Source organism: Paenibacillus sp. JT31N17, assembly GCF_056269255.1.
Map to the genome: position 1 here is coordinate 1,797,609 of NZ_JBWDNP010000001.1, position 13,828 is coordinate 1,811,436.

At 49.9% G+C, this 13,828-nt stretch carries 10 protein-coding genes; 1 reads left to right on the forward strand and 9 read right to left on the reverse strand.

Annotation, left to right across the window (positions count from 1 at the left end; genetic code table 11):
* Positions 1–7 precede the first annotated feature (7 nt).
* From AC0YOB_RS07535 to AC0YOB_RS07565, 7 genes are all read right to left on the reverse strand, one after another.
* On the reverse strand, positions 8–994 hold the full coding sequence (locus tag AC0YOB_RS07535; protein ID WP_475792245.1) for an ABC transporter ATP-binding protein: 987 nt from the start codon (positions 992–994) through the stop codon (positions 8–10).
* The gene (locus AC0YOB_RS07540; protein WP_475785555.1) at positions 984–1,982 is read right to left on the reverse strand and encodes an ABC transporter ATP-binding protein; all 999 of its coding nucleotides are present in this window, start codon (positions 1,980–1,982) and stop codon (positions 984–986) included. Before AC0YOB_RS07540 ends, AC0YOB_RS07535 begins: the two co-directional genes overlap by 11 nt.
* 1 nt (position 1,983) lies before the next feature.
* A complete protein-coding gene (locus tag AC0YOB_RS07545; protein WP_475792246.1) occupies positions 1,984–2,808 on the reverse strand; it encodes an ABC transporter permease in 825 nt (274 codons plus the stop codon).
* 24 nt (positions 2,809–2,832) lie between these two features.
* Positions 2,833–3,831, reverse strand: coding sequence for an ABC transporter permease (locus tag AC0YOB_RS07550; RefSeq protein WP_475792247.1), 999 nt, complete (start codon positions 3,829–3,831; stop codon positions 2,833–2,835).
* 88 nt (positions 3,832–3,919) lie between these two features.
* Entirely contained in the window at positions 3,920–5,857 is a 1,938-nt protein-coding gene (locus tag AC0YOB_RS07555; RefSeq protein ID WP_475792248.1) for an ABC transporter substrate-binding protein, read from the reverse strand.
* A 99-nt stretch (positions 5,858–5,956) separates the two neighbouring features.
* A complete protein-coding gene (locus tag AC0YOB_RS07560) occupies positions 5,957–7,456 on the reverse strand; it encodes a response regulator (RefSeq protein ID WP_475792249.1) in 1,500 nt (499 codons plus the stop codon).
* Positions 7,457–7,474: 18 nt separating this feature from the next.
* Complete coding sequence (locus tag AC0YOB_RS07565) at positions 7,475–9,208, reverse strand: sensor histidine kinase (protein ID WP_475792250.1); 1,734 nt, start codon at positions 9,206–9,208, stop codon at positions 7,475–7,477.
* A 545-nt stretch (positions 9,209–9,753) separates the two neighbouring features.
* On the opposite strand from AC0YOB_RS07565, the gene AC0YOB_RS07570 reads away from it, so the two are divergent.
* A complete protein-coding gene (locus AC0YOB_RS07570) occupies positions 9,754–10,155 on the forward strand; it encodes a CHRD domain-containing protein (protein WP_475792341.1) in 402 nt (133 codons plus the stop codon).
* 295 nt (positions 10,156–10,450) lie between these two features.
* Here the strand turns inward: AC0YOB_RS07570 and AC0YOB_RS07575 are convergent, their stop codons facing one another.
* Together AC0YOB_RS07575 and AC0YOB_RS07580 are read right to left on the reverse strand one after the other, a co-directional pair.
* Positions 10,451–12,118: a glycoside hydrolase 5 family protein gene (locus AC0YOB_RS07575; protein WP_475792251.1), complete on the reverse strand. Its 1,668-nt coding sequence runs from the start codon at positions 12,116–12,118 to the stop codon at positions 10,451–10,453.
* A 36-nt stretch (positions 12,119–12,154) separates the two neighbouring features.
* Positions 12,155–13,807 (reverse strand): Ig-like domain-containing protein, encoded by a 1,653-nt coding sequence (locus AC0YOB_RS07580; protein ID WP_475792252.1) that lies wholly within the window; start codon positions 13,805–13,807, stop codon positions 12,155–12,157.
* Between the last annotated feature and the right edge of the window lie 21 nt (positions 13,808–13,828).

Genomic DNA, 13,828 nt, shown 5'->3' on the forward strand with positions numbered 1-13,828 from the left:
CCTCCTGTTATCGTGTGGTTTGGTATTCGTTATGTTTAATGCATAACACCTCATGTTTCAGTTCAATGTCAACCATGTAAGGCGGTGCGGCTCGGCACGCGTCCTTCGCGTATTTGCATCTTCCGGCAAATTTACAACCGGATCCGTCTGATTGGACACCATCCCAATCGGGGAGCGTGAGATCTTCATCCCATTTCTTGCCTACTCTCGGAATGGAATCTAGCAGCAGCTCGGTATATGGATGGGAAGGCTTGTTCAGAATGCTTCTCGCATCCCCGAACTCGATGAGCTGGCCGCGGTACATGGTTGCAATATAATCGCTGATATAGTAAGCCGTCGAGAGATCATGCGTAATGTAAATGAAACTGACCTTATATTGGTCCTTCAGCTTGAGAAACAGGTTGACGATGTTCATCCGCAGCGAAGCGTCGATCATCGCGACAGGCTCGTCTGCTACAATCAGACTCGGTTTCGGGATAAGCGCCCGCGCTATCGATATACGCTGCAGCTCCCCGCCGGAAAACTGGTTCGGATACTTCCCTTTAATATGGTCCGGATCAAGACCAACCGAATGAAGCACCTCCGCTACGACCGCTTGCGCTTCCTTCTTGTTTGCGGCAATTTCAAGATTGATCGCGGTATCGTACAGATAGGAGTCGACGGTCTTCTGCGAACTGAACGACGTGAACGGATTCTGGAAGATCGGCTGTACCTTCTTGAAAAATGCCTTCCTGTTCTTACCCTTCCCATAGGCTGAGAGCGGGACGCCGCCAAGGAGAATATCACCTGAGGAAGGGGCCAGCAGACGCAGAATCATTTGCGCCAGCGTCGTCTTGCCGCTGCCGGATTCACCGACGATGCTCAAAATTTGCGGTTTGTCGCCAGGCAGCTTCAGATCAACCTTGTCGACAGCCATGATCTTCTTGCCGAGCACCATGCCTCCGATTTTAAAGCTGCGGCTTAGCTGATTAATTTCCAATATATTAGCGGACAATGATTTCACCCCTTTGCAGCGAATGGGAATCGTTCAGCAGGTGGCAGCTCGCGAAGTGATCCTCCCCGACAACCGACTCCGCAGGATCCTTCATCCGGCAAAGGTCCATCGCCAGTGGGCATCTCGCTGCGAACCGGCAGCCGGCAGGAGGGTTTTTCAAGCTCGGCGGCGTACCGGGAATTCCCTCCTTTTGGCTGTTATCTCCGATTCTCGGGAGCGCGTTAATCAACATTTTCGTGTAAGGATGCTGCGGGCTGTTGAAGATTTGCTCCGTCGGTCCAACTTCAATCATCTGCCCTGCATACATAATGCCCATCCGGTTTGTAATCTGGTAGTGAACGCCCATGTCGTGGGAGACGATTACCATCGAGTTCTTCATCTTTCTCTGGACGCGGGAGAGCATCGTCAGTATCCCCCGCTGCACAATGACATCCAAGGCGGTCGTCGGCTCGTCGGCAAGTATGATCTCGGGATGGAGAAACGTCGCCAGCGCAATCAGGACGCGCTGCTTCATGCCGCCGCTCAGCTGATGCGGATAAGCATTCAGCACTTCTGGAGGGAGCTCAAGCTCTCTTAAATACTGTACGATCTCCTCCTGCAGCAGCCGCTTGTTTTTCTTTCCGTGATACTTGCCGATTGCATCGAAGAACTGCCCCTTCACGCGCGCCACAGGATTCAACACATGCATAGCTCCCTGAGGGACATACGAGATGACTTTCCACCAGCTCTTATGAATGTCTCCGTTCGTATAGACAATCGGCCTGCCGTCCTTTTGCGTGGAATGAATTTCAACGGAGCCCGTTGATATTTCCAGCGGATATGCGATCAGGTCGTACATGACCTTCAGCAAGGTCGATTTGCCGCAGCCCGATTCTCCGGCAATCCCGAAGATCTCATTCTTTCGCACCTCGAAATTGACTCGGTCTACCGCCTTCACATAGCTGCCTAGCATATTGTATTGAGCGCTTACGTTGTTCAATCTCAGCATACTATTTCCCTCTCCTTAGCGCAGAATATTGCTGATATCCTGTCATGGTCAGGAACAGGGCAATGAAGATAAGAGCAATCGAGACAACCGGAGACCCGATCCACCACCAACGGCCTGCCAGCATCGCCTGATGCTGATTCGCCCAGTAAATCATCGTGCCGAGCGTCGCTTTCTCGTTGCTCGACATCCCGATGACCGCAAGCCCGGATTCCGAGCCGATCGCGACCAGGATGGTATTGACGAAGTTCGCAAGCGACCATCCCGCTACGAACGGAAAGATCTCTTTGACGATAATTTTCAACGTGCTGCTGCCGGAGAATACAGCGGTATTGATAAAGTCGCGCTCCCGCAGCGACAGCGCCATCGCCCGCAGCTGGCGCGCGGGCCACGGCCAGTTGAAAATAATCAGGATAAGCGCAATATAAAGCAGGGACGCCCTGCCCTTGAGCAGGGTACCGAGAAGGATCAGGATCGGCAGCGACGGAATGACAATGAACGAATCGGTCATCAGCGTGATGAGCCGGTCAAAAAAACCTCCTTTAAAACCGGCGATCAGCCCGAGCAGCGCCCCGATTACGGTGGCGAAGAATGCGACGGTAATGCCGATGATGAACGAGTTTTGCAGCGATTTCGCAAGCAGCCAGAACGTATCCTGGCCCAGGTTCGTCGTGCCAAACCAGTGCGCCGGACTTGGCTTTAAATTTTTGGGATACGTTCCCCACTCGATCGGGTTTCCCGAGTAAAACCAAGGAAATACTAGTCCAAGGATAAGGAAAACGGCAAGGATGGCAGCTCCCGTTTTTAATCGAAAGTTCCAATTCTTCATGACTTCTCCTCCTTTTTCCTCTGGTCATTTATAGCGCACACGGGGATCCAGGAACGGATACAGGAAATCCACGATAAACGTCGCTCCCGCAACGGCAATGATGGACAGCGTGATCGTACCCATAATCAGGTTGTAGTCGGCCTGCAAAATGCTGTTATAAATAAGCGTTCCGACTCCCGGATAGCCGAAGAGGATTTCCGTGACAAGCGCTCCGTTAAAAATAGTTCCGAGCTGCAGCGCCAGCATGGTCACCTGAGGAAGCGCCGCGTTCGGCAGGACATAACGGGTCATAATTTTACGCTCCTTCAGACCTTTCAACCGGGCAAAATGCACATAATCCTCCTCTGCGATCCCGGACGAAATCGTCTTCATGCTGATCACCCACCAGCCGGTGCCGACCAGAATCATCGACAATGCGGGGAGCGTCGAGTTCACCAGCAGGCTCCTGATATGTTCCCATGTAAAGCCGGCCCCCTGAAACGTCGCCGTGAGCGGGAAGACCGGAATGATATAGGAGAACAGCATAATCAGTACAAGCGCGAAGATATAATAGGGAATCGGATAGAGTGCGATAGACAGGGCTTCAAAGAATTTGGAATACGGCTTCTCCTTCCGGAATCCGGCCAGCAGTCCGACGGTATTGCCAATCAGCCAGGAGATGAAAGTGGAAGTCAGCAAAAGGCCCATTGTCCAGGGCAGCGCGCGTCCGATCAGCTCATTGACAGGAGCGGGATAGTTGGCCAATGAAGGCCCGAAATCCTGAGTCAGCAGCACCCGCTTGAAAAAACCGAAGTATTGCGATGCAACCGAGCCCTGCAGTCCGAAGGAATCGTTCAGCGTTTCCCGCAGCGTCTCAACGGCTTTCGGATCGAGAAACGCGGATTTGGACGTCATTTGTCCGATCATCGCTTCCACCGGGTCCGAAGGCAGGAATCGCGGTACGAAGAACACCGCCGTAATGCCGATGAACACGACCAGGATAAAGGTTAAAATCCGGGAAAATAAAAATTTATAGAAATCCATGGGGACTCACACTCCCTTTTTTGAAGCGCATTCCGGGCCGGATACATTACACCCGGACCCGGTATGAAAGGCTTCGATTTCTTCTGTCCTACTTGCCGGTCGGTTTATAATTGGGCGTATAGAACTTGAACTGGGACCACCACCACCACGGTCCTTCGAATTCATTCTCGGCTGTTTGGAATCCCTTCCAATAATACGTGTCGACAGGCACGAACTTGGATGTGCCGAACATTGGGATAAACGGCATCCCTTTTACCATTTCCTTGCTGATTTCCATAATGTTCGGAATGACCTTCGGATCGCTGCTTTCCAGCCCGTTCAGCTCCTCGATCAACTGGCTGACGCGGTCGTTCGCCCAGCGGTTCCGGTTGCCCGGCGCCTGCTGTCCGTTGGGAACAATATACTCCTTATTCCAGCCCTGCAGGTTGGCCGTGCTGTCCGGAAGCAGGCCGCATGCAGGCCAGTATGAACCGACTTCGAAGCTGCCGGTCGATTCGCTGTCCCAGAACGTGGCGGCATCCATCTGCTGTACGTTCACATCAATGCCGTTCTTTCTCCAGCTGTCCGCAACCGCGAACGCCAGGCGCATCGATTGCACCTCGAAATTGGCAGGGGCGTTGATCGTCAGCTTCCAGGGCGTACCATCCGGTTTCAGCCATTTATCTCCCTTCTTCTCGAAACCGGCCTTCTGCAGCAGCTTGGCGGCCTCATCGGGATCATATTTGAACCAGCCTACGCCAAAGGTGTTGACCATTTCTTTCGAGTCGGTCGGCAGCCCTTTAATGCCCTGCTGCTTCAGCATGTCGACCATGTCTTTCGCATAGCTCTCTTCGAACGGTTTATAGCCGTCACTAAGCTGAAAATCCTTCAACCACGCCGTCATCGGCTTATGGTAATTATCCTGCAGCACGGAGATTGGCGGAAGAATAATCGGCGATACGCGAAGCATGCCGCCAAATGTCGCCATGGAAACGTTTTTGATATCGGTCATGAGCGTCAATGCCCATCGCACATCTTCGTTATCGTAAGGAGCTTTAGAAGCGTTGAAGGACATCCCCCTCTCGCAAGGGTCGTTCATATCGGCGTACGGGAAATTATCGTACCACGCCTGGGCAAACGTGTTCTTCTGTCTTAATACCTCCCAGCTTTCTGGCGTAATATCCTGAAGAATGTCCATGTCATGCTGGATAGCGGCTACGATACGCTTCTCTTCAGGACCGAAGTATTTAAACAAAATATATGGAGGTCCGGGCTCTCCTACAAGCTTGCCGACGTCGCTCTTCTGCCAGTCCTGGCGCTTCTCGTACAGGAACCAGTTGCCCTGCGGGTCCCGCTTGCTCAGCTTGTAAGGGCCGACTCCGATCGGATCGGTAAATTTGAACTTCGTCGGATCCTCCTTCTCCCAAATGTGCCTTGGCATGACCCGGAACGATGTCCCCCAGATCACGACGCCCAGCTTCTGCGCGAAGCGCGTTTCCGGCTGCACGGTTTCCACTTCAATCGTCGATTTATCGACGGCCTTCATGCTCTTCACCAGGCTGGAAAAATAGCCGCTATATCCGATCTCCTTTGTTTTCAGCAGCATATCCGCCGTGTACTGCACGTCATCCGCCGTAAATTCGACACCGTCGGACCAAGTGAGGCCTTCTTGAATCTTGAATTTGAATTTTGTATTCGTCTTGTCAAGGGGCTCCGGCATCGTTGCCGCCAAATCAGGGATTTGCTCGCCTTTTACCGTATTGATTTCCCATAGATTCGAGTAAATCAGCTGATGCAGACCGCTGTCCATCGCGACCGCTCCCGGCATATACGGATTCATGCGGTCGGGGTCCGGGCTTCTTCCGCTAAGAATATCCACGATGAGTGTCTGGTTTCGCGGTGTCCCGACGTCTGTCATTTTCCCTCCGCTGCTCGCGGACGGGGTATCCACGGCAGACTTCGGTTGGGTCGTCGTGGCGGAATCCGTACAAGCCGTCAGAAGAATAATAAGAGCCAACAGATAACTGACCAACCATTGATTTTTCATCACTATGATTCCTCCTTGATTAGGATATCAAAAGTGTATCACCGCCCCTTATTGAAAAAATTGAATATCCTTTGATTTCTTGTAATCGTATTGGGATATTCATGTAACCGTTTTCTGAAAATCCTTCGGGCTCATCCGCTCAATGCTTTTAAAAACGGTGCTAAAGTACGCGGGATCCTGAAAACCGACCATTTCGGCCACCTCATATACTTTCAGATCCTTCTGTTTCAGAAATTGTTTGGCCATTCGTACGCGGAGCTGGTTGACGTATTCGCTGAAGGAAACGTTCATCCACTTCTTAAATTGCGTGCTGAAGTACCAGGGATTTAAAAAAACCGTATCCGACACGTTTTTGAGTGTAAGCTCCTCCATGTAATGCTGCTCCATATACCGGATGGCTTTTTGAATGTAACCCGGCATCGCTTCATCCCCCTCCGACTGGCTGAGAAACGAAGCTGTGACTCGCCTGATCCACAGCATCAGTTCATGGAAGGTGGCCTGGCGTTTCACTTCATCCATGTAATCGATCAATTCATGCCGTATCGACGTGACGCCGTGTTCCTCCAAATACTCCTTAAGAAACAGCACCTCTTTAAGTACTTCGTTCTTAAGCCGCTTCGGATCCCAATAAAGATGAAGTCTCTCAAGCGCCTCGACGGCTTCCCCGAGGACCTGCTTCAGCTTGGCTTTATCTCCCTTCAGGATGCACGTTCCCATCACCCGGATGGAGAAATAATAGCTGAATGAATAGGATTCCTGCTTCTTCATATTTTCACAATACGATATGGCATTTAAAAGGGGCGGAATCTCGTTAAATGAGGCAAAATCCATCCGCCTGAGACAAGCCTCATAGATTTGTCTGAGCTTGCCCGGATCGTCGAACCGATCGCCAATGCCAATATACGTCCTGTAGCCTTGCTCCAGCAAAAACTGTTGAACTTCGCAAAGGTTGCTCATGAACTTGTCGTCGTTTACCGGAGCGCGAAAGATCATGACGACATGCCCGTCGTCGCACACCAAATCCTCCATCCCCTGCAGCATGATGCCCGACTTCCACCGCTCCTTGAGCAGCAGAGCGACCCGTTCAATGGCGCTAATATGTGACGCAAGCGTCACCATGAGCCTTGGATGCGGTTCAGTCCAGTTTGCCGTCAATACCCGTTTCCCCGACAGCGCCTCCTTCAGCATCTCTTCATTCGCCCGTTCCTCATCCTGTTTGCTCTCTTTTGACCTTCGCTCCTCTATTTTGTGCAAACTGTCGATAATATTCTGGTAATGGCAAGGCTTGAGCAAATAATCGCATGCGCCGTGCTTCATGGTTTCCCGGACAAATTCAAAATCCGCATATCCGCTGTGTACGATGACAGAAGTATCCGGGTATTGCGATCGGATAAGCTTGGTCAGCTCGACCCCATTCATATCCGGCATTTTAACGTCCGTAATGACACAATCAACTTGTTCGCAGGTGAGCAGTCGCATGGCGTCGGCGGCATTCTGTGCCGTACCTACGATATCGTAATTCGGGCAGTACTGAGACAAAATATGCTTCAGACCCTGCAGGACGGTATTCTCATCATCAACCAGCAACAATTTCAGCATATCGATTGATCCCCCTCTTCAGGCATTGTCTTCACTAACTGAAAGCGGTCTGATGTTTGTTCGATTGCTAAGCTTTACTGTAATGATCGTTCCCTTTCCCACGGTGCTTTGAATCGAGACTCCATAGCCCTCCCCATATAAATATTTCGCCCGTTGATGCACGAGCTGTATGCCAAGGCCCAAACCTTCCTCTGAGTCCTCCTGCTCGCAGGCCGCAAGGAGCTGCTGAACTCTCGCCTCGGGTATTCCAATCCCGTTATCCTCCACTTCAAATACCAAATCGTCCCTGCTGATCCGGTAACCGCGAACGGAAATGTGTCCGCCATGCTTCATATCCTGAAACGCATATTTGAATGTATTCTCAACCAATGGCTGTATGACAAGCTTCGGTATCTTGTCTTCCCATATTTCGGGATGGATGTCGAAGCTGTAATTCAGTTTATCTTGAAACCGCATGTACTGAATCGTTAAGTAGCTTTCCAACTGGTTTATATCCTCCCGTACGGTGACGAAATCATGGCTGTGAGAAATGGAGTAGCGAAGAATGTTGGATAAGGCAACGATCGAGCCCCCAATCTCCTCCTCTCCTTTCATAATCGTTTTCCAGTAAATCATATCAAGGGAATTATAAAGAAAATGAGGATTAAGCTTGGACAGCAGGCTTACGATCTCCGCTTCCCGATGACGCCTTTGCTGCTGAAATACTGTTTCGATCAGGCTTTGAACCCGATCCACCATGTAATTGAACTGGAACATGATCGCGCTGAATTCGTCATTGCCTTTATGCTCCAGCTTTACGTTCAAGTTTCCCTGCTGAATGCTTTCCATGCCTTTAATGATCATCTTCAGAGGCCGTAGAATAGCTCTTGCCGACATCATTGCGAATGACAGGATCGCCGCCAATATGGCAATGACCATCAAAATGAAAATCCGGTTGAACTCGTGGATCAGTTGTAAAATCTCAGCCTGTGGAACGATTCCTACCAGGGTCCAGCCCGTTTCGCTCATGGCATATTGCCCTCTCGTGCTGCTTCTTCCGGCTTTCTCCCGCTCATTCAGGGCTTTCCCAATCTGCGACCGGTCTTTGGCATACAAGATGGTACCGTCTTTCACCAAATAGATTTCGCCCTGCTTGCCAAGCTGGACATCGTCAAGGAAGCTGAAGAATGAATCGCTCAAGCTGATTTGCAGAATGCCGTACCTTTCGGTTTCCTGAATGGGCAAGAATGCCGATATCTGACCGGGTTCCGCCCGGGATTCCTTCCATAGAATCTTTTCTGGCTGCAAGCCGGATGTTTCCGTCATCATTCTTTGAATGTCGGCGTCTGCCGTGAATACCGGTTTTGAATAGTACAGATTAATCGGAGGCTGACCATCGACTGGATAGATACGCATATTGTCGATCCAGCTTAAATTCGCCGTTCGTAAAATTACGTAGCTGATTTTATACTTCGCAATCGTATAGTTGATGGATCGTCCCTTCAGATCCGCCAAATAATTTTTGACGACCTGATCTTTCCCGATCCCGATCGCCATCGTCTGAAACTGTTGAAATTGCATATCCACCCGTTGTCCGATCTGATAAACGGTTCCCTGGAAGTATGTTTCCGATTTATCCAGAATGATCGAGCGGATCCATTGCTGGAAAACCCCGATCTGAAGGACCAAAATCATGCTTGCAAAAATAATGAAGAAAATAATAATCTTCGATTTCAGCGAACGAATTTTTATTCGTCTCCCAAGTGATATCATAATTTGTTTATATCGTTCAAAAAAGTCAATTTCATCCCGCCTCCTTTGGCTCAATCATATTTTGTAAACGATTACAATTTTGTTCATTGTAATTCTAGTACTCCCTTTCTGAACCCGTCAAGATTATAATTAGCCGGCAAGTCGATCAAGATTCGACCGGGAATACCGGAATCAGACATTGATAGGCGATAGCTTCAGCGCCAACGTACTCTAACTATCCAAGTCATTTCCGCCATCACCACAAGCGATAGACTTGCATACGCCGATGATGTAATAGTCCAGTACTTTTCTGATTGCTTCGGATTTAGATACTGCTTTTTGTTAGACTGATAGCAACCACCCCCTAGTGCTAGTTCCAGTTAGGAGAATCAAAGTCAATGGTTAACTCACTTAGCTCCAGATCCAGAAAGCAAACAAGAAACTTCCTAATAGTTGCCATGTAAAAGAAACAGGAAGTCCTGAATACCAACAGACTTGGACAAATGAACAAGCCATCACCTTCCACACGGAATAGAATACTGTATCAACGAAGAGGGGTGAAGGATATTAAAACATTCAGAGCTATTTTGAAAGGTAGAAACGAAGTACCTCCTGTAAGGACAATTGCTACAGGAAATGCAGTTTTTCAGCTTAACCGTACTGGTGATAAATTATCTTTCAGGCTTGTTATCCGAAATATAAACCGGGTAACTCAAGCCCATATTCATCTTGGGCGAAAAGGTGTAAACGGTCCTGTAGTAGCGTTTCTGTTCGGCCCGTCCAAATTTGGCATTTCCGTAAAACGAGGGGTTATTAGGGGGACCCTGACTCAAAATGATTTAGTCGGTCCTCTACAAGGAAAAACAATCCGTGATCTCGTCCGTGAATTTGAAAGAGGCAACGCCTATGTCAATGTACACACCATACAAAATCCAGATGGTGAAATCCGCGGCCAGATTTTTTCGTAAATCGTACTTGTTCTCCATACATGCCAAAAAGCACCTCTCCAATGGATCGGTGCTTTTTGCAATTCTAGAATCGGTTAAACACTCAAATTTTGACTCAAGACCGCTTGACGAGACTCATCCTTGCCTCAAACTTTCATCGTAAATGGCTGAGCTTGCTTCGATTTGAACTGCTGTGTGTAATATAGGTTTTGTATCACATGTTCGGACTATCGTCCTTTTTGATAAAAAGCTGACTGCTGATTTCTATGCTAAGAGTCATCTCCGGGTTATTGTCTCTTTCGCATAATCATTACTTTTAGTCCAAGGCAATTTTGAAGAAACTACTAATCTCCAAGGACGGCACGGTAAATAGCCCTTCTTTGATGTCAACATATTTTGTCAAACCAGGATTCCAAGGCGAGAACATTTCAACCTGCCCCGAAAAGAGTGTAAAGGCGTTAATTCTTAGGTTCTCGATGGTGGAAGGGGGCTGGTTATGCAGATATAAATGCCGCCAATCATCCCGCTTGCTGCGAACAATCCCGACTATATGGCGTTTCCCCCGCAGTCCCAATACCCACACACGGTCATCGGATGTTTCGAACGGCTCGAACCGCTCTCCGGGGAGGTCTATCCCGTCCATAAGCACATGCATAGAACGGAACATTGGCCAAAGATTCTTCTTGTCCACGTATTCATCCCAATGCCAGATCTGGCCGATTCCTGCCGCGCCGGCGAAGAAAGCCGGATACACGGTATCGTGAAAAATAAGGCCGCGATGATCCGCCCGGTACCAGCAGAACGGTCCGGTATGATCATCGTTAACCGCACCCGTTTCGGCTAGAAGCACCGGCTTATCCGGCCTGCGGCTCTGTTGCACGGCATCGATTCCCAGCCGGAAGGCATCGTAACAAACCTCCAGCTCCGCTCCATGATCCAGATAACGATGTACCTGTTGGAAGGCGAGCTCACCCATATGAAAGTCGTTATACACGCTTTTCCACTTGCTGCGGTCGAAGCTGCCTAACGAATTCACGACTAACTGTTCCGGTACAAGCGCTTGCAGCTTCTTGGCCGTGCTCGCTGTCCAGTCGCGGAGAATAGACCATTCCGATATGCGGCAGGCATTGATTTCGTTCCACAGCTCCCATGCCATCACTGTCGGATCCCCGCCATAACGGGCCACGTATGCATTCACCTTTTTCCACCACTGCTTCTGCCATGTATGCGTCGTGAACCACTCGTCCATGCTGCCTGGGGAAAGACCAGAATCAGGATGCCGTAATGTTTTTGCCGACCAGCCTCCGGGGGATGGTCCAATTGTCCGGAAATGCTCCAAACAAAATTTCAGGCGAATGCCGAACGTCCTTGCCAGCTCAACTAGCCCGTCGAGACGGGTGAATTTCTCTAACGCCAACTCACCCGCAACCTCCGTTTCCGGTTCGAAATACGGTGTGGAAAGCCAAATTCGGATAAAGTTCCCGCCATTCCGGCTGAATTCCTGAAACCACCGCTTATAATCAAGCAACCCCAAGGTTCCCCGTTCATTGGTTGTTTCAAACTCACTTCCGGCTGACAGCGGGTAGCTCGGCGGCAAGCAAAGGTTCACCCCGATCACACAGAATGAATCACCTTCTGTCGTTTCAAAATAGCGGTTGTCGCGTTGGCTGATACGTACATATCCGGTGTTTTTGGCCGGCACGCATCTGAAGGAGCCTTGCTCGGCAACGCTATCACTTTTCCCGATGGCTTGCCATGTATACGTTCCCTCTTCCGTCGGGGTATAGCGTACAGCCAGCGTTGGACTTCCATTCATCACGATAGCTTCATAGCCGCGATGATCATACTCAAGTATTGCTGGTTGGTGGGAATAAGCCGGCCGTTCGTAAACGGCACCGGAAGGAGCAGTAAATTTGACTGTCGTCACATCTGACTCTATTCGAAATTCCCTGGTCCATCGCTCATAGCGCCCAATCGCAGCCATTTGCATCATCCTTTACTCGTTACTATCGCTATTCTTTCAACCTTTGCCGTTCTTCACGTTGATGGTCACTGCATTCGACTGCAGCTTTATGCCATTCAACGTAACCTGCGCCGTCAATTGAACGCTGCCCTGTTTATGGCCTGTCACCAGCCCATCGGCAGCTACAGTCGCGACACGCGGGTTGCTGCTGGTAAACTCGATCCTCGCGGATGACAAATCCGCCGGGCTGCCGTCACGCAGCGAGCCGTTTATCTTCAATTGCGACGTTTCTTTGAATTTCAATCTGGATATATCGGTTGACAGCGTTAAATCGGATAATGCGTAGGGGGCATCCACAAAAAGCACCTGGTAAGGGGCCAACGTGTACGGGGTTCCGTTTACGTCGACGTGCCGTTGAACGCCGTCCTTATTGATCAGCATGATTTTAGATGCCGACGCCAAAGTTTCTATACCGGGGTCGGAAGAAATGGATTGAAATAACGGCGTCCCTGCCGGGAAATAATCATGCATCCCTTTATAAACCTCATAATGAGGCGTATGTCGTCCGCCAGTCGGACTGTTCGTACTGGTGAAGAGATAATGATTCACTCCGGCCTCTCCTTCGGATGGATTCCAGAGCAGAGCGGTGATCGGCGAATCGCCGGCAGCTTTAATCATATTGGCATAGATTGATGCCATAGCGGCCGCAATATACTGGCTGCCTCCTTCTGTGTCATAGAGAGTGTAATATTCGGAAAACCAGATCGGCAGGTCCGTCTTTGCTCGAATATCCTCAATGGCCTTCTTGTAAACCCATGTTAACTGCATACTCTCTTGCTCCGTCATCATGTTCGGATTGCCCCAATCCTTCAACCATCTGTCCAGTGCGATAAAGTCGGCACCTGCTTTATGCTTCAGCCAATATTCCATGGAATCCATATCCCTGGCAGTGAAAGGTGTCTCCGTGCCGTTGCCGTTGAAGCCGAGTGTATGTGAGGCATCTCCTTTGAGCGATATGTAATAACCCCCGATCTCGGCATCCGGCCGCACTTTTTTAACCGCCGTATAGACTGCATTATACAATTGCGTATACCGGACGTAATCGTAGTTTCCATTGGAGCCATCGCTGTTCCGGATCGAATTGTCCCAATATCCTTTGAATTCATTCCAGATTTGAAAATACTTAACGTCTGGATACCGCGCGGCTATCGCTGCGGCCAGTTCGGCGAATTCGTCGACATGCTCATCTGCGACCCGGTCATCCATATTCCAATCATCGCCGCTCGTTTTCATCCAACCTGGTGCTGTGCAAAAGGTAAGTACCATTTCTCCGCCCAACGACCGCATTAAGTCCACTCGTCTGTCGAGTGAATCGAAAATGATCGGACCGCCTTCGTCAGGTTGCGGGTTGTCCGCTCCCCAGCCCATAATATGCTGGTTTTGATACGTAATTACCGGTGCCAACAAATCCTTTGCGCGCTGCACAGCCCCGGATTCCCCGTTTTCCCAGAATACTTGGGTATGGGTAATACCCAGCGTTAAAGTACTGGCGCCTTCCGCGAGCGTCGGATCCACTTCTACCTGCACCGGGTTCCCGGTCGCGCCAGACACCTGAGGTGTTAGGACGAAAATGAGCATCGTCAATAGTTGAATCATACTGAGCCTCTTGAAAGCATGCTGCTTGACGCTGCTGTTTACTCCGATTTTCATATTCCCTGCCTCCTTCTGAAT

What these genes read in the sequence shown, in the direction of transcription:
- AC0YOB_RS07540 (WP_475785555.1), bottom strand. Translation starts at nt 1,982, where the DNA reads ATGCTGAGATTGAACAACGTAAGCGCTCAATACAATATGCTAGGCAGC.
- AC0YOB_RS07545 (WP_475792246.1), bottom strand. Translation starts at nt 2,808, where the DNA reads ATGAAGAATTGGAACTTTCGATTAAAAACGGGAGCTGCCATCCTTGCC.
- AC0YOB_RS07550 (WP_475792247.1), bottom strand. Translation starts at nt 3,831, where the DNA reads ATGGATTTCTATAAATTTTTATTTTCCCGGATTTTAACCTTTATCCTG.
- AC0YOB_RS07555 (WP_475792248.1), bottom strand. Translation starts at nt 5,857, where the DNA reads ATGAAAAATCAATGGTTGGTCAGTTATCTGTTGGCTCTTATTATTCTT.
- AC0YOB_RS07560 (WP_475792249.1), bottom strand. Translation starts at nt 7,456, where the DNA reads ATGCTGAAATTGTTGCTGGTTGATGATGAGAATACCGTCCTGCAGGGT.
- AC0YOB_RS07565 (WP_475792250.1), bottom strand. Translation starts at nt 9,208, where the DNA reads ATGATATCACTTGGGAGACGAATAAAAATTCGTTCGCTGAAATCGAAG.
- AC0YOB_RS07575 (WP_475792251.1), bottom strand. Translation starts at nt 12,118, where the DNA reads ATGGCTGCGATTGGGCGCTATGAGCGATGGACCAGGGAATTTCGAATA.
- AC0YOB_RS07580 (WP_475792252.1), bottom strand. Translation starts at nt 13,807, where the DNA reads ATGAAAATCGGAGTAAACAGCAGCGTCAAGCAGCATGCTTTCAAGAGG.